The 14,830-nt window shown below is 70.0% G+C and carries 16 protein-coding genes and 3 tRNA genes; 5 read left to right on the plus strand and 14 right to left on the minus strand.

Annotated elements, in window-relative coordinates; genetic code table 11:
• Window positions 1–48 precede the first annotated feature (48 nt).
• Complete coding sequence (secE, locus tag ACOKM3_RS18850) at window positions 49–333, minus strand: preprotein translocase subunit SecE (protein WP_326020884.1); 285 nt, start codon at window positions 331–333, stop codon at window positions 49–51.
• A gap of 107 nt (window positions 334–440) precedes the next feature.
• Window positions 441–513, minus strand: a tRNA-Trp gene (locus tag ACOKM3_RS18855).
• A gap of 202 nt (window positions 514–715) precedes the next feature.
• Here ACOKM3_RS18855 and ACOKM3_RS18860 point away from each other — a divergent pair.
• Window positions 716–1,963 (plus strand): pyridoxal phosphate-dependent aminotransferase, encoded by a 1,248-nt coding sequence (locus ACOKM3_RS18860; protein ID WP_426901915.1) that lies wholly within the window; start codon window positions 716–718, stop codon window positions 1,961–1,963.
• 121 nt (window positions 1,964–2,084) lie between these two features.
• The gene (locus ACOKM3_RS18865) at window positions 2,085–3,107 is read left to right on the plus strand and encodes an adenosine deaminase (protein ID WP_426901917.1); all 1,023 of its coding nucleotides are present in this window, start codon (window positions 2,085–2,087) and stop codon (window positions 3,105–3,107) included.
• 43 nt (window positions 3,108–3,150) lie between these two features.
• Here the strand turns inward: ACOKM3_RS18865 and ACOKM3_RS18870 are convergent, their stop codons facing one another.
• The gene (locus ACOKM3_RS18870) at window positions 3,151–3,756 is read right to left on the minus strand and encodes a TetR/AcrR family transcriptional regulator (protein ID WP_426901918.1); all 606 of its coding nucleotides are present in this window, start codon (window positions 3,754–3,756) and stop codon (window positions 3,151–3,153) included.
• A gap of 108 nt (window positions 3,757–3,864) precedes the next feature.
• Here ACOKM3_RS18870 and ACOKM3_RS18875 point away from each other — a divergent pair, with 108 nt between their 5' ends.
• Window positions 3,865–4,497, plus strand: a complete 633-nt coding sequence (locus ACOKM3_RS18875) for an NAD(P)-dependent oxidoreductase (protein WP_426901920.1) — start codon at window positions 3,865–3,867, stop codon at window positions 4,495–4,497.
• A gap of 21 nt (window positions 4,498–4,518) precedes the next feature.
• Here the strand turns inward: ACOKM3_RS18875 and ACOKM3_RS18880 are convergent, their stop codons facing one another.
• The 8 genes from ACOKM3_RS18880 to ACOKM3_RS18915 all read right to left on the minus strand — a co-directional run bounded on the left by ACOKM3_RS18880 (window position 4,519) and on the right by ACOKM3_RS18915 (window position 9,370).
• On the minus strand, window positions 4,519–5,574 hold the full coding sequence (locus ACOKM3_RS18880; protein WP_426901922.1) for a UDP-N-acetylmuramate dehydrogenase: 1,056 nt from the start codon (window positions 5,572–5,574) through the stop codon (window positions 4,519–4,521).
• A 116-nt stretch (window positions 5,575–5,690) separates the two neighbouring features.
• On the minus strand, window positions 5,691–7,127 hold the full coding sequence (locus tag ACOKM3_RS18885) for a DHA2 family efflux MFS transporter permease subunit (RefSeq protein WP_426901924.1): 1,437 nt from the start codon (window positions 7,125–7,127) through the stop codon (window positions 5,691–5,693).
• 84 nt (window positions 7,128–7,211) lie between these two features.
• Window positions 7,212–7,766: a TetR/AcrR family transcriptional regulator gene (locus tag ACOKM3_RS18890; RefSeq protein WP_426901926.1), complete on the minus strand. Its 555-nt coding sequence runs from the start codon at window positions 7,764–7,766 to the stop codon at window positions 7,212–7,214.
• Between the two features lie 180 nt (window positions 7,767–7,946).
• Window positions 7,947–8,375 carry a MaoC family dehydratase gene (locus ACOKM3_RS18895; protein ID WP_426901928.1) on the minus strand — a complete coding sequence of 143 codons (429 nt, stop codon included), beginning with the start codon at window positions 8,373–8,375 and terminating at the stop codon, window positions 7,947–7,949.
• 5 nt (window positions 8,376–8,380) lie between these two features.
• Complete coding sequence (locus ACOKM3_RS18900; RefSeq protein WP_426901930.1) at window positions 8,381–8,833, minus strand: FAS1-like dehydratase domain-containing protein; 453 nt, start codon at window positions 8,831–8,833, stop codon at window positions 8,381–8,383.
• 98 nt (window positions 8,834–8,931) lie between these two features.
• Window positions 8,932–9,096, minus strand: a complete 165-nt coding sequence (gene rpmG / locus ACOKM3_RS18905) for a 50S ribosomal protein L33 (RefSeq protein WP_003948671.1) — start codon at window positions 9,094–9,096, stop codon at window positions 8,932–8,934.
• A gap of 94 nt (window positions 9,097–9,190) precedes the next feature.
• A tRNA-Met gene (locus ACOKM3_RS18910) sits at window positions 9,191–9,263 on the minus strand.
• A 34-nt stretch (window positions 9,264–9,297) separates the two neighbouring features.
• A tRNA-Thr gene (locus ACOKM3_RS18915) sits at window positions 9,298–9,370 on the minus strand.
• Between the two features lie 231 nt (window positions 9,371–9,601).
• On the opposite strand from ACOKM3_RS18915, the gene ACOKM3_RS18920 reads away from it, so the two are divergent.
• Together ACOKM3_RS18920 and ACOKM3_RS18925 are read left to right on the plus strand one after the other, a co-directional pair.
• Window positions 9,602–10,852, plus strand: coding sequence for an amidohydrolase family protein (locus tag ACOKM3_RS18920; RefSeq protein WP_426901932.1), 1,251 nt, complete (start codon window positions 9,602–9,604; stop codon window positions 10,850–10,852).
• Window positions 10,853–11,037: 185 nt separating this feature from the next.
• Window positions 11,038–11,694: an SDR family oxidoreductase gene (locus ACOKM3_RS18925; RefSeq protein ID WP_426901934.1), complete on the plus strand. Its 657-nt coding sequence runs from the start codon at window positions 11,038–11,040 to the stop codon at window positions 11,692–11,694.
• 66 nt (window positions 11,695–11,760) lie between these two features.
• On the opposite strand, the gene ACOKM3_RS18930 is transcribed toward ACOKM3_RS18925, so the two are convergent.
• The 3 genes from ACOKM3_RS18930 to ACOKM3_RS18940 form a co-directional block, all read right to left on the minus strand.
• The gene (locus ACOKM3_RS18930) at window positions 11,761–11,979 is read right to left on the minus strand and encodes a hypothetical protein (RefSeq protein WP_426901936.1); all 219 of its coding nucleotides are present in this window, start codon (window positions 11,977–11,979) and stop codon (window positions 11,761–11,763) included.
• A 90-nt stretch (window positions 11,980–12,069) separates the two neighbouring features.
• Window positions 12,070–12,756, minus strand: coding sequence for a DUF5825 family protein (locus ACOKM3_RS18935; RefSeq protein ID WP_426901938.1), 687 nt, complete (start codon window positions 12,754–12,756; stop codon window positions 12,070–12,072).
• Window positions 12,753–14,663 (minus strand): RiPP maturation radical SAM C-methyltransferase, encoded by a 1,911-nt coding sequence (locus tag ACOKM3_RS18940; RefSeq protein ID WP_426901940.1) that lies wholly within the window; start codon window positions 14,661–14,663, stop codon window positions 12,753–12,755. Before ACOKM3_RS18940 ends, ACOKM3_RS18935 begins: the two co-directional genes overlap by 4 nt.
• Between the last annotated feature and the right edge of the window lie 167 nt (window positions 14,664–14,830).

The raw sequence follows: 14,830 nt of genomic DNA on the forward strand, positions 1-14,830 counted from the left end.
TGGAACGCGCGAAAGGGGCGCCGGACTCGGCGCCCTCCGCTTTTCGGCTCAGCCGAATACGTACTTGACAAGGTGGTTGAAGCCATAGTCAATCACGGTGACAAGACCGATCATGATGACGACGAACACAATCACCACTGTGGTGTACGTCGAGAGCTGACTGCGAGTCGGCCAGACGACCTTGCGGAGTTCCGCGACGATCTGGCGGTAGAAGAGCGCGAGACGGCCGAAGGGGCCCTTCTTTCCGCGCTTGCCACCCTTGCGGGCCTTCTTGGACTCCAGTGCTTCGTCCTGGGCATCAGGCTTGTCGATGGAGCCCACGGCGTCCGTCACTCGTCCTCACCTGATTCCGGGTCGTGGCCGTGCCGCGCCCGGTGGAGCCGCACGGCGGTGCAATGCAGTACGTACATGCGCACACATCCTGGCGAAGGAGTGTGTAGCAGGGCCGGAGGGACTTGAACCCCCAACCGCTGGTTTTGGAGACCAGTGCTCTACCAATTGAGCTACGACCCTTTGTCTCCCCCAACGTACCGCATCCGCCCGTACGCACGGAGTGCGGTCGGAAGGCGCGGCCGTTGAAGGCCAACGAGCAGTGAGTGTACGTGTTCCGGAGCCCTCCGTCGAACGAGCAACATCCGCAAGTGGATCAAGAGCGGATCCCATGGTCTTCGAAACCCGTGTGCCGGGCGGGTTTCCGGTCTGGAACGATGGGGTCATGAGCGCTGCAACTCCTTCTCCGTCCGCAGGTTCCTCTCCCACCGAGCGTCGGGTGTCGGCCCGGGTCGGTTCGATCTCCGAGTCCGCGACCCTCGCCGTCGACGCCAAGGCCAAGGCCCTCAAGGCCGCCGGGCGCCCGGTGATCGGCTTCGGCGCCGGTGAACCCGACTTCCCGACGCCGGACTACGTGGTCGAGGCGGCCATCGAGGCCTGCAAGAACCCGAAGTTCCACCGCTACACCCCGGCCGGCGGTCTGCCCGAGCTGAAGGCCGCGATCGCCGCGAAGACGCTGCGCGACTCCGGCTACGAGGTCGACGCCTCGCAGATCCTGGTGACCAACGGCGGCAAGCAGGCCATCTACGAGGCGTTCGCCGCGATCCTCGACCCGGGCGACGAGGTCATCGTCCCGGCCCCGTACTGGACCACGTACCCGGAGTCGATCCGCCTCGCGGGCGGCGTGCCGGTGGAGGTCGTCGCCGACGAGACGACCGGCTACCGCGTCTCCGTGGAGCAGCTGGAGGCCGCGCGCACCGAGCGCACGAAGGTCGTGCTGTTCGTGTCGCCGTCGAACCCGACGGGCGCCGTGTACAGCGAGGCCGACGCCGAGGCCATCGGCCGCTGGGCCGTGGAGCACGGCCTGTGGGTGATGACGGACGAGATCTACGAGCACCTCGTATACGGAGACGCGAAGTTCACGTCGCTGCCGGCGCTCCTTCCGGAGCTGCGCGACAAGTGCATCGTGGTCAACGGTGTCGCGAAGACGTACGCGATGACCGGCTGGCGCGTCGGGTGGATCGTCGGCCCGAAGGACGTGGTGAAGGCCGCGACGAACCTGCAGTCGCACGCCACCTCGAACGTCTCCAACGTGGCGCAGGCGGCCGCGCTCGCCGCCGTGTCCGGCGACCTGACGGCCGTGGAGAAGATGCGCGAGGCCTTCGACCGGCGTCGTAAGACGATCGTGCGGATGCTCAACGAGATCGACGGCATCGTGTGCCCGGAGCCCGAGGGCGCCTTCTACGCGTACCCGTCGGTGAAGGGCCTGCTCGGCAAGGAGATCCGCGGCAAGCGTCCGCAGAGCTCCGTCGAGCTCGCCGCGCTCATCCTGGAGGAGGCCGAGGTCGCGGTGGTTCCGGGCGAGGCCTTCGGCACGCCGGGTTACCTGCGGCTCTCGTACGCGCTCGGTGACGAGGACCTCGTCGAGGGCGTCTCGCGCATCCAGAAGCTGCTCGCCGAGGCGCGCGACTGATTCGCCGTTCTACGTAAGCGGGCCGTCTCCCTACGGAGGCGGCCCGCTTCTTCGTTCGGGAGAGGCCCCGAAGGTGGAAAGGCGCTACCGGTACGACAGGTGCGTACGGCAGGATCTTGGGATGGAGCGTGTAGGACGTGATGTACGTCAGTTGCCGAAGGCCCACCTGCATCTGCACTTCACCGGGTCGATGCGGCCCACGACCCTGCTGGAACTCGCCGACAAGTACGGAGTGCGGCTCCCGGACGCGCTGACCGGGGCCGAGCCGCCGAAGCTGCGGGCGACGGACGAACGCGGCTGGTTCCGCTTCCAGCGGCTCTACGATGCGGCGCGTTCCTGCCTGCGGGCTCCCGAGGACATTCAGCGTCTGGTGCGGGAGGCCGCGGAGGAGGACATCGCGGACGGGTCCGGGTGGCTGGAGATCCAGGTCGATCCGACGTCGTACGCGCCGCGTCTCGGGGGCCTGATCCCGGCTCTGGAGATCATCCTCGACGCCGTGGACAGCGCCGCGCGGGAGACCGGGCTCGGGATGCGCGTCCTCGTCGCCGCGAACCGTATGAAGCACCCTCTGGACGCCCGTACGCTGGCGCGGCTCGCGGTGCGGTACGCGGACCGGGGCATCGTCGGTTTCGGGCTCTCCAACGACGAACGGCGGGGCATGGCGCGGGACTTCGACCGGGCCTTCCACATCGCGCGCGAAGGCGGGCTGCTCTCGGCTCCGCACGGGGGCGAGCTGACCGGGCCCTCGTCCGTGCGCGACTGCCTCGACGACCTGGATGCCACGCGGGTCGGCCACGGCGTGCGGGCCGCCGAGGACCCGCGGCTACTGAAGCGCCTCGCGGACGGGGGCGTGACCTGCGAGGTGTGCCCGGCCTCGAACGTCGCGCTCGGCGTCTACGAGAAGCCCGAGGACGTGCCGCTGCGCACGCTGTACGAGGCCGGGGTGCCGATGGCGCTGGGCGCCGACGACCCGCTCCTGTTCGGCTCGCGGCTCGCCGCCCAGTACGACATCGCGCGTCGCCACCACGGCTTCTCCGACGCCGAACTGGCCGAGCTGGCGCGGCAGTCGGTGCGCGGCTCGGCGGCCCCCGTGGACGTACGGGAGAAGCTTCTGAGCGGCGTGGACGAGTGGCTCGCGGCCTGAGCCGACGGGCGGGCCGGCCGACCGCCGGCCAAGGCGATGCCGCTCAGGCGATCCCGCTCAGCAGGGTGCGCGCGATGTGGGCCGCGAACTCGTCCAGCGACTGCGGCGGCCTGCCCTCCGGGGACATGTCGTAGGCGAAGGCGCGTTGTGCGCACGCGCCGAGGAGGAGTGAGGCCGCCGCGTACGTGTCGGCCTCGGTACTGATGCGGCCCGCCTTCTGTTCGGACCGCAGGTAGGTGTCGAGCCCCTGGATCGGCTTGTGCGGCCCTGTGCCCAGCTCGCGCATCACCTCTTCGTGCCGCCGCTTGAGCTGGGGCTCCGCGTACAGGGACGCCGCCATCGGGAACGCCTGCTCATAGAAGAGCGCCGCTTCGCGGGCGATGTCGATGAGGTTCTCCTCGACCGTGCGATCGGGGTCCCCCTTGCCCTCCCTGAGGAGGCGGCCCAGCAGGGAGCCGAGCTTCGGGACGCGCTCGTTGAGCACTGTCACGAAGAGCTCTTCCTTGTTGGCGAAGTACTTGTAGAGCGCTGCTTCGGAGCAGCCCGCCGCCTTGGCGATCTCCTTGGTGGTCGTCCGGGCGAGACCGATGTTCAGCATGAGTTCGTGGGCCGCCTCGACGATGCGGACACGGGCCGGCTTCTGGTCCATGCGGTCTCCAACCAACCTTGACGCGGGGGTGAGTACTCACTCACTCTAAGGGTGAAGCCGGGTGAGTGAACACTCACCCACCATGCGACGCACACCTGGAGGCACGCCATGAAGCTCACAGTTTTCGGTGCGACGGGCGGGATCGGGCAGGAGATCGTCAAGCAGGCTCTGGAGGCCGGTCACGAGGTCACGGCGGTGGTCCGCGACCCCGCGAGGCTCACCGTGTCCGGCGAGCGCCTGGAGGTGGTCCGCGGCGACCTGAAGGACCCCGAGTCGCTGCGTCCGGCGGTCGCGGGCCGGGACGCCGTGCTGTCCGGTCTGGGGGCTCGCAAGCGCTCGGACGCGGGCATCGCCACCGAGCTGACGCGGTCGGTCCTGAAGGCGATGGAGGCGGAGGGCGTGCGCCGCATCCTGGTGGTCAGCGCGGCGCCGGTGGGCCCCGAGCCGGCCGGCTCGCCGCTGATCGACCGCATGATGCTGAAGATCGTCGGCTCGGTCCTCAAGAACATCTACGTCGATCTTGCCGCCATGGAGGCCGAGTTGGCGCGCAGTGCGACGGACTGGACCTCGGTCCGCCCGCCCCGCCTTCAGGACAAGCCGGTCACCGGCTCGTACCGCACGGTCGTGGGCGGCTCCCCGCGCGCGGGCCGCTTCGCCGGCCGCGCGGACGTGGCGCACGCGATGCTGGCGATGGTGGACGACCCGGCGACGGTGAAGCAGGGCGTCGGCGTTGCCTACTAGGCCCTGCCGGGCGGGGGAGGCTCAGAGGCTGACGCCGACCGTCACCGGCTCGTTGACCAGCGTCACGCCGAAGACGTCCCTGACCCCGGCGACGACCTCGCGGGCGAGCGCGAGCAGGTCCTCCGTGGTGGCCTCGCCGCGGTTCGTCAGGGCGAGCGTGTGCTTGGTGGAGATGCGGGCGGGGCCGGAGCCGTAGCCCTTGGTGAAGCCCGCCTTGTCGATGAGCCAGGCCGCGGAGGTCTTGGTGAGGCCCTCCCCCGCGGGGAACGCGGGGGCCTTCGCGTCCGCCCCCAGACGCTCGACCACGCGCGCGTGGAAGGCCGCGAACTCCGCATCCGTAAGGATCGGGTTGGTGAAGAACGAGCCCGCCGACCACGTGTCGTGGTCCTCCGGGTCGAGCACCATGCCCTTGCCGCCGCGCAGCTTCAGGACCGTCTCGCGCGCGACGGCGGCGGACACGCGCTCGCCCGCCTCGACGCCGAGGGTGCGCGCGGTCTCCGGGTACTTCAGGGGCGCGCTGAGGCCGCCCGCGTCCTCCAGCTCGAACCGCACACGCAGCACTACGTAGCGGTCGGGTTCGGCCTTGAAGCGGCTGTGCCGGTACGAGAAGGCGCACTCGGCGTTCGGGATCGTGACGGTCTCGCCGGTCGTGCGGTCGTAGGCGATCACCTCGGTGATCGTGGAGGAGACCTCCTGGCCGTACGCCCCCACGTTCTGGATCGGCGTCGCGCCCGCGGAGCCGGGGATCCCGGCGAGGCACTCGACACCCGCGAGCCCGGCCTCGACGGTGCGCTCGACGGCGTCGGTCCAGGTCTCGCCGGCCGCCAGTTCCAGCTTCGTACCGTCGAGTTCGAAGCCCTTGGTGGCGATGCGCAGGGCGGTGCCCGCGAAGCCCTTGTCGCCGATGACGAGGTTGCTGCCGCCGCCGATGATCAGCAGCGGCGTGCCGGTGGCGTCGGCCTCGCGCACCGCGTCGATCACCTCGGCGTCGGTGGTCGCGGTGAGCAGCCGGGTGGCGGGCCCGCCGAGCCGGAAGGTGGTCAGGGGGGCGAGAGGGGCGTCGTGGAGTTCCTGCACGCGCTCAAGGGTACGAGAACGGCCCCGCCGCTCGGACGGGGCCGCCGTTGCCGGGGCCGGGCTCACCGGAAGCCCGGCAGGACGTCCTTCCACCGGAGTGGCCGGACGTCCAGTGATCAGGCGTTCTCCAGGACCGGAGCGGGCTCGGAATCCCGCGCGCCGGGCTTGGCGCGCCCCTCCCGCGGGATGAACAGGGCGGCGACACCGGCCACGGCCACGATCGCGGCGCCCACCCACAGCGCGGGCTCGATCCCGTTCACGAAGTGCTGTGCGGAGTCGTAGCCGCCCTGGGCCGAGAAGACCGACGCCATGACCGCGATGCCGAGCGCGCCGCCGACCTCGCGCAGCGCGTTGTTGGCGCCGGAGGCGATGCCCTGCTCCTGCGGCAGGACGCTGGACATGACCAGGTTGGCGGCCGGGGCGAAGTAGAGGGCCATGCCGACGCCGCTGACGATCAGGGCCGGCAGCTGGGCCGCGTACGAGACGTCGGCGGAGACCACGGCGGCGAACCAGCCGAGTCCGACGGCCTGGAGGAACAGTCCCGCCGCGACGACGGGCCGGCCGCCGATGCGGTCCGAGAGGATCCCTGCGATCGGTGCGACGAGCATCGGCATGCCGGTCCACGGCAGCATCCTGAGGCCCGCCTCGGTCGGCGAGTAGCCGAGCACACCCTGTAGGAACTGGCTGAGCAGGAAGATCGAACCGAACATCCCGAGGAACATCAGCAGGCTCGCGGCGTTGATCCCGGCGAAGGCCCGAGAGCGGAAGAGCCGCATGGGCAGCATGGAGTTCTCGTTGCGGATTCCGTGGTGCACAAACCCGGCGAGCAGGGCCGCCCCCGCGAACAGTCCGGTCAGCACGAGGGTGTCGGTCCACCCGACGACGGGCGAGCGCACCAGGCCGTACACGATGCCGAACAGGCCGCCGCTGGCGAGCAGGGTGCCCACGATGTCGAGCCGGGCCCCGGAGCCGTACGACTCCTTCAGGCGCAGCCGGGCGAGCGGCAGCAGGGCGATGCCCAGCGGAACGTTCAGCCAGAAGATCCAGTGCCAGGAGATGTGCTCGGTGAGGCTGCCGCCGATGAGCGGTCCGGAGGCGACCGCGAGCCCGTTGACCGCGCCCCAGATCCCGTACGCGAGGCCGCGCTTGGCCGCCGGGACGGCCGCGGTGAGCAGGGTCAGGGTGAGCGGCATCATGATCGCGGCACCGACGCCCTGCACGGCACGGGAGACGATCAGCGCGTCGATGCCGGTGGACATGGCAGCGGCAGCGGAAGCCCCGGTGAAGACCGTGATCCCGACCAGGAAGAGCCGCCGCCGCCCGAAGCGGTCCCCCAGCGCCGCGCCGAACATCAGTAGGACGGCGAAGGTGAGCGTGTAGGCGCTGACCGTCCACTCCAGGTCGTCGAGCGCGCCGCCGAGATCCTGCCGGATGGACGGCAGGGCCGTGGTGACGACGAGGTTGTCGAGGGCCGCCATGAATCCGGCGACGCTGGTGATGACGAGGGCCCAGACGGCTCCCCCGCGCTGCGCTGGTGCTGTGGTGCCTGACATCGCTTCCCCCAGTGACCTTTGGTTAGTTATTGATGACTAACTTTCGTGGGTACAAAAATCCGCACCCCCGTGACCCACGCTGCGCTACTTGGACTTCGGTGACGCGAAACAGCCGGCCCAGACCCGGTGCTCGGGCGAGAATCCCATCGACACCAGGACGTTGATCAGCATCCCCGCCGCGAGGAACTGGCTCGTCTCTTCGACGTCCGCCCCCATCGCCAGCAGGACGGTGTCGTACATCTCCATCCACAGACCGCGCAGTTCCTCGCCGAACTCCGGGTCACCGGACGCTTCCGCCGCGGCCACGGCGACGTACATCTGCATCTGCATGAGCAGCATGTCCGGGTCGTCCGCGATGAGCGACAGATAGGCCGCACCCAAGGCCTCCTCGACCTCGGCCGCCTCCACCCCCTCGACCGCCTTCCGGAACATGTCGGTGACGCCTTCGCAGCAACGCCGGGACGCCGCAAGGAAGATGGCCTCCTTGCTCGGGAAGAGCCGGAAGAGATACGGCTGCGAGACACCCACACGCTTGGCGATCGCCTCGGTGGACGTGCCCTTGTAGCCGCCGCGGGCGAATTCGACCATCGCCGCACGGATGACGCTCTCGCGCCGCTCCTCCGCGCTCATCCTGACCATGCGGCAAAGTTAGTGGCCAATCACTATCTAAGTCAACCCCCGCATGTGAGCAGAGACACGCGTAAGGGGCACCCTCCGGGAGGGTGCCCCTTACGCACAGCTACGTAGGTAGCCATCAGGCCGATCGCCCGGACCGGGCGACCGGACCGAGCGATCGGACCGGGCGATCGGACCGGGCGTTCAGACCAGCTGGACGACCGCCCGCGACATCCCGAGCACCTTCTGTCCCTCGCTCATGGCGGTCAGGTCGACCCGTACGCGGTTGTCGTCGAGCTTGGCCGCGACCTTGGCGCTGACCTCTATCTCGGCGCCCTTGTCGTCGTTCGGCACGACGACCGGCTTGGTGAAGCGGACGCCGTACTCGACGACGGCGGCCGGGTCGCCGGCCCAGTCGGTGACGACACGGATCGCCGCGGCCATGGTGAACATGCCGTGCGCGATCACGTCCGGCAGGCCGACCTCGACCGCGAACTTCTCGTTCCAGTGGATCGGGTTGAAGTCGCCGGAGGCGCCCGCGTACTGCACGAGCGTGGCGCGCGTCACCGGGAAGGACTGCGCGGGCAGCTCGGTGCCGACCTCGACATCGGCGTACTTGATGTTCGTCGCCATGGCGATCAGGCCTCCTCAGCGGCGCGCGAGACGAGCTTGGTCCAGGCGGTCACGACGTGCTCACCGCTCTCGTCGTGCACCTCACCACGGACGTCGATGATGTCGTTGCCCGCGAGGGACTTGATGCCCTCGATGGTGGAGGTCACGGTCAGCTTGTCGCCGGCCCGCACCGGGCGCGTGTAGGCGAACTTCTGGTCGCCGTGCACGACGCGGCTGTAGTCGAGCCCCAGCTCCGGGTCGTGGATGACCTCGCCCGCGGCCTTGAAAGTGATCGCGAACACAAAGGTCGGCGGCGCGATCACATCGGGGTGGCCGAGCTCCTCGGCGGCGGCACGGTCGACGTACGCGGGGTTCGTGTCCCCCACCGCCTCCGCGAACTCACGGATCTTCTCCCGGCCGACCTCGTACGAGGCGGTGGGCGGATAGGTCCGCCCCACGAAGGACTGGTCGAGCGCCATGGGCTCGGTACCTCCTGGATGTGTTCTCGATCTGCCTGATCTACGAAACGACACGAGGCCGCCCCCGAAGTGGGGACGGCCTCGTGTACGAGCCTGATTTATCGCGTTTCGCGGTGCGCGGTGTGCGCGTTGCAACGCGGGCAGTGCTTCTTCATCTCAAGACGGTCCGGGTTGTTACGCCGGTTCTTCTTGGTGATGTAGTTCCGCTCCTTGCACTCCACGCAGGCCAGCGTGATCTTCGGGCGGACGTCGGTGGCAGCCACGTGAGTGCACTCCTTGACGAACGGATGGGACAAAGGTTTAACGCATAGAAGAGTAGCCGATCGAAGGACCGACCCCAGAATCGGCTACTGTCAGTAGCGGTGACCGGACTTGAACCGGTGACACAGCGATTATGAGCCGCTTGCTCTACCGACTGAGCTACACCGCTGTGATGCAAGCGACGCGAACGACGTCTGCACCAGAGCCCCAATGCGGAATCGAACCGCAGACCTTCTCCTTACCATGGAGACGCTCTACCGACTGAGCTATTGGGGCGAGCGATGAAGACATTACACGGTTGCGCGCCGATCGCCCAAATCCGTTTCGCGCCCCCACCCGCCGGGAACGATGCCGCCTTCCCACGAGGGGCACATGAGCCCCTCGGACCCCACCAGTACGACTATTTCGGCGGTCCTCGAAGCGCCCGTTTCACGGTCCTAGGCTCGACCCACCCTTCGTGATCTTGTGACGCGCGATACGCGTCCTCGTCGAGCCCTCAGGAGCGCGATGTCCCACAGCCCCTCACAGCAGCCACCGTCACCCGGCGTGCCCGAGGGCTCCGGACTGCTCCTGAGCGGCGCCCGGCTCCCCGACGGCAGGACCGTGGACGTACGGCTCGGCGGCGGGCTCATCGAGGCGGTCGGCACGGCCGGCAGCCTCACCGCGCACGGCTCGCGCCTGGACCTCACCGGCTGCCTGCTGCTCCCCGCCCCCGTCGAGCCGCACGCGCACGCGGACACGGCCCTCTCGGCCGACTGCGAGGGCCCCGTCCCGTACGACCCCGAGGACGTCCAGCGCCGGGCCACCGAGAGCACCCTGCTGCAACTCGGCCACGGGGCCACCGCCCTGCGCTCCCATGTGCGGATCGGCGACATGGAGGGGCTCGGTTCGATGGAGGCGGTGCTCCAGGCGCGGCGCTCGCTGGTGGGGCTCGCGGATCTGCGAACGGTGGCGATGCCCCGGCTGTTGACCGGTCTCGTCGGGGCCGACGGGCTCGCCATGTTGCGGGACGCCGTGAAAATGGGCGCCTCCGTAGTAGGCGGCTGCCCCGACCTGGACCCCGACCCAACGGGCTACGTAGAGGCGGTTCTTGAAGTCGCCGCCGAGCACGGGTGCCCGGTCGACCTGCACACGGACGGGGCCGATCCGGCGCGGCTCGGGCGGCTCGCGGCGGCGGTCGGCGGGCTGCGCACGGGCGTCACCGTCGGACCGCTGGGCGGGCTCTCGCGGCTGCCGGAGGAAGCGGCACGGCCCGCCGTGGACCGGCTCGCGGCCGCCGGGGTGACGGTGACGTGCCTGCCGCAGGGAGGATGCGCGGGGGTGGACGAGCGGGGCGTCGCGCCGGTGCGGCTGCTGCGGGCGGCCGGGGTGCCGATCGCGGCGGGCAGTGGGGCGCTGCGCGACGTGTCGAACCCTGTGGGGCGCGGCGACCCTCTGGAGGCCGCCTACTTGTTGGCTTCGCGCTACGGGATGCGCCCGGAGGACGCCTACGAAGCGGTGAGTTCGACGGCCAGGGCGGCGCTCGGCCTGCCGGAGGTGCGCGTGGAGGCGGGGTTTCCCGCGGAGCTGCTGGCGGTGCGCGGCGACCGGCTCGCGGGCGTGCTCTCCCTCGCGTACAGCCGGATCGTCGTGCACCGGGGACGCGTGGTGGCGCGGACCAGCGCGGTGCGGGAGTACTGCGACTCGGCCGCCGCGGTCGCCCTCGATCTGCCGCGGCAGGGCCGGGCGGCCAAGTACGGCGGCGGGGGCCCCGCGTGAACACCCGTACGGGGCCGGGGCACGCGTACGGGCCGGGTCCGAGGCACGCGTACGGGCCGGGTCCGAGGCACGCGTACGGGCCGGGTCCGAGGCACGCGTACGGGCCGGGTCCGAGGCACGCGTACGGGGCCGGGGCGCGCATGGTTGCACGGTGAACCGTCCGCCTCGGGCGTACCGTCGGAGACATGCGCATTGTCATCGCTGGGGGTCATGGTCAGATCGCGCTGCGGCTCGAGCGTCTGCTCTCCGCGCGCGGAGACGAAGTAGCCGGGATCATCCGCAAGTCGGAGCAGGGCGACGACCTGCGGTCCGCTGGTGCGGAACCCGTGCTGTGCGACCTGGAGTCGGCGTCCGTTGAGGAGGTCGCGGCGCATCTGCAGGGTGCGGACGCGGCCGTCTTCGCGGCCGGCGCGGGTCCGGGCAGCGGCGCCGGCCGAAAGGACACCGTGGACCGGGACGCCGCCGTGCTGTTCGCGGATGCCGCGGAGCGGGCCAAGGTGCGCCGCTACATCGTGGTGTCCGCGATGGCGGCGGACGCGGCGCACAAGGGCGACGACGTCTTCGACGTCTACCTGCGGGCCAAGGGCGCGGCCGACGACGACGTACGGCGCCGTACCGGGCTCGACTGGACGATCCTGCGGCCGGGTCAGCTGACGAACGACGCGGGGACGGGGCTCGTCCGTCTGGAGGCGTCGACCGGGCGCGGGCCGGTGCCGCGCGACGACGTGGCGGCCGTCCTCGCGGATCTTGTGGACACGCCCGCCACGGCGGGACTGACGCTGGAGCTGATCTCCGGCTCCACGCCGGTCACGGTGGCGGTGAAGTCGGTCGCGGGCAACTGAGTCGTCCGAGCTGTCGCGTACGCGGGCGGGCGGCCCGGCCGCGCGTGCGACTCGGCGCCGCGGGCTTCAGAACAGCGGCATCTGGCCCGGCACGTGCGGGACCACGTCCCCGTCGAGCGCGTCCTGAACGGCGCCGAGCTGGGCCGGGCGGCGTGAACCGGGGCATGAGACCAGCTCTCCAGCGGCGCGGGTGCCAGGAGGGTCGTGGCGGGCGAAGCGGCCAGCCACGACCGCGATCTCGCGGCGGCATTCGGGGCACTGTCGGCGGCGGGATGTGGTCGGCATGCGTTCAGTCTGCGTCGTGATCGCCGCGGGCACACGCTGAAACCCCCTCAGGAAGGTTCCCGAGGGGGTTCCTTGCACTTCGACGCGGCGTCAGATCCCCATGCACGGCACGGGCCAGCGGTGCATGCGGGGCGGCAGCGCCACCGCCCACCCGTCCACGATCAGCGCGAGTTCTTCCTCCGCCAGGTGGAGGGCCGCCTCTCGGTGGGCGGGAGCGAGCGTGTCGAGCGGTGTGGCGTCGCTCAGCGCGTCGAAGGCGGCGAGCAGGTCGGGGTGGTCGAGCGTGAACCGCGCCGAGGCGGGGCGCTCGCGGCGGTCCATGACCGTGACGAAACCCGGGCCGCGGCGGTGGTAGAGCATCCCGTAGGCGTGCTCGGCACGCCAGGCCGTCAACTCGCCTGACTCATCGGGCTGTTGGGCCGGGGGTGGGAGGTGGTGCAGGGTGCGGAGGTTGTACGGGACACGGTTTGCGGCGACGAGTCCGTCATACGTAACACCAGCCGCCGGGGCGAGGCCGTCATACGTAACACCCGCCGCGGGGGCGAGGCCGTCATACGTAACACCTGTCGAGCCCTCAGGAGCCTTGGCTCCGTCATACGTATGACGCGGGACGGTGACCGCCTCCCAGTGGGTGCTCAGCCCCGCGGCCTGGCACTCGCGCAGGAACTGGACCGCCCGGGTGGTGGCGCGGCCATCACCGTGCAGGGGCAGCGGTTCCGTCACGCGGACGCGGGTGCCGATGACGCGGTGCGGGACGAGGGCGGGAAGCGCGGTCATCCGGAGGCCGCCGGGTCGGTGGGGCCGTTGGAGCCGTCGGGGTCGGAGGGTTCGCTCGCGATGCGGATCGGCGCGGCGCGGGTGGGCAGGGAGACGTAGGTGCCGGTGTCGCGGAAGAGGAGGCCGAAGGTGACGGCCTGCGCGACCCACTCCCCCAGCTCTTCGGCCGGTACGTCGTGGCCTGTGGCGGCGAGCTTGCGCTGCAGGGCGGATTCACTGGCGCCCTCCTCCAGGATGCGCAGAGCGGCCGCCTCCCAGCCGTTGAACCAGTAGGTACGGCGCGGCCAGCCCTCGCGGCGGTCCCGTACGAGGAGCGTGTTCTCGTCCTCGCCCGCCTGCTCCATGACGAGGGTCGACGTGGCGTGCTGCGCACGCCATTGAGTCACGGCCCGCAGCAACCGGTCCTCCGTGTCGCCACCGATGCCCGCGTCCTCGGTGTCGAACAGGTAGACCAGGTCGGCGAGTTCGGACTCCGGGAGCTCGTACACGTGCTGATACATGTCGGCGGGACGCCGCTTGCCGAAGCCCAGGGCGGGGTCGGTGAAGTGCGGGCTGAAGCGTTCGAGTTGGATCCGGAAGGCGCCGCTCGGCGGCTGGAGGTGCACGAGGGCGGGCATCTGGTCGAGCACGCGCGCGTAGTCCCGCACGGTCTCGCCGGGGAACCCGTAGAGGTAGTTCCAGGTGCAGGTGATCTCGTGGTTGTCGAACTCGCGCAGCGTACGGATGTTGCGGGCGCCGGTGACGCCCTTGTCCATCAGGTCGAGGACGCGGTTGCTGAGGCTTTCGATGCCGGGCTGGATCAGCACCACGCCGGCGGCGCCGAGTTGGGCGATCTGTTCCCGGTTGAGGTTGGACTTCACTTCGTAGTGGATCCGCAGATCCCAGCCGCTGTCGGCGGCGAGCGGCAGGAAGTCCTTGAAGTACGCCATGTCGATGATGTTGTCGACGGTGACGATGTCGAGGATGCGGTGGCGGCGCACGAGGCGTTCGATCTCGCTCCACAGCCGGTCGCCGGGCTTGGCGCGAAATGCCATGGTGCTGCCGTTGAGGCCACAGAAGGTGCAGTGGTGCTTCTCGCCCCACCAGCAGCCGCGGGCGCCCTCGACGACCAGCTTGGGATACACGTGTTCGAGGACGGGCGATGCCTCGATCTCCGCCTGCCACTGGTCGTAATCGGGCGAGGGTATGTGGGCCGGAGCCACGGTGCGGTGGGGCTCTGTGTTGGCCCGGGAGACACCGTTGTCCCACCAGCAGAGGCCCGGAACGTCGTCGGGGGGCGTGCCCGCGTCCAGGTGGGCGAGGAGGGCCGGGAAGGCGTACTCCCCTTCGCCGCGCACGACATGGTCCACGTAGGGGTGGTTTCGGTGCAGGGCGTGGCCCATGGGCCCTTCGCAGTTGCTGCCTCCGAAGACGACGGTCAACTCCGGGTGACGGCGCTTGAGTTCCCTGGCGAGGGCGAGGGACGCCACGTTCTGCATGAAGGTGCTCGTGAAACCGACGACGTCGGGCTCGTGCGCCAGCACCTCGGTCGCGCAGCGTTCGATGTACGCGGCGGCATGGCGGCGCATCTCGAAGGCGGTGTCCAGGGTGCCGGCGGGCACACCGCGCTCGCGCGCGTACGACCTCAGTTGTGCGGTGCCCCAGTCCTCGTCGTCGTAGAGGACTCCGGAGAACACCCAGTCGCCGATCCCGTGGAAGATCGAGTCGCTGCCGATCGCCTCGTAGTCGCTGGGGCCCAGGCGGCCGCCCGAGCGCTCGAGAAGCAGCTCCGCCCAGCGCAGCGAGCCGTGAAACTCGCGCACCTCGTCGTCCGGACGAACCTCGCGCAGCAGCTGGTGCAGCAGACCCACCTGGAGGGAGGGCAGGTCGATCGCGTGCCAGGGCATGGTCACCAGCCCAACACGCATGCCGCCCCGCCCCTTCCTGCCGCCACAAGCCGGCTCACCCTATGGGCGCCCCATGCGTCACACAAGGGTCTGCGGGCGGGCCACAGAGTTCCCCACACACCGGGGTGATGTGACACAAATCACCGCATTTCGATCCCACCTAAAAGATCACCCCAGAACACGACGAA

The sequence above is a fragment of the Streptomyces nidicola genome (assembly GCF_050106155.1).
GTDB lineage: Bacteria > Actinomycetota > Actinomycetes > Streptomycetales > Streptomycetaceae > Streptomyces.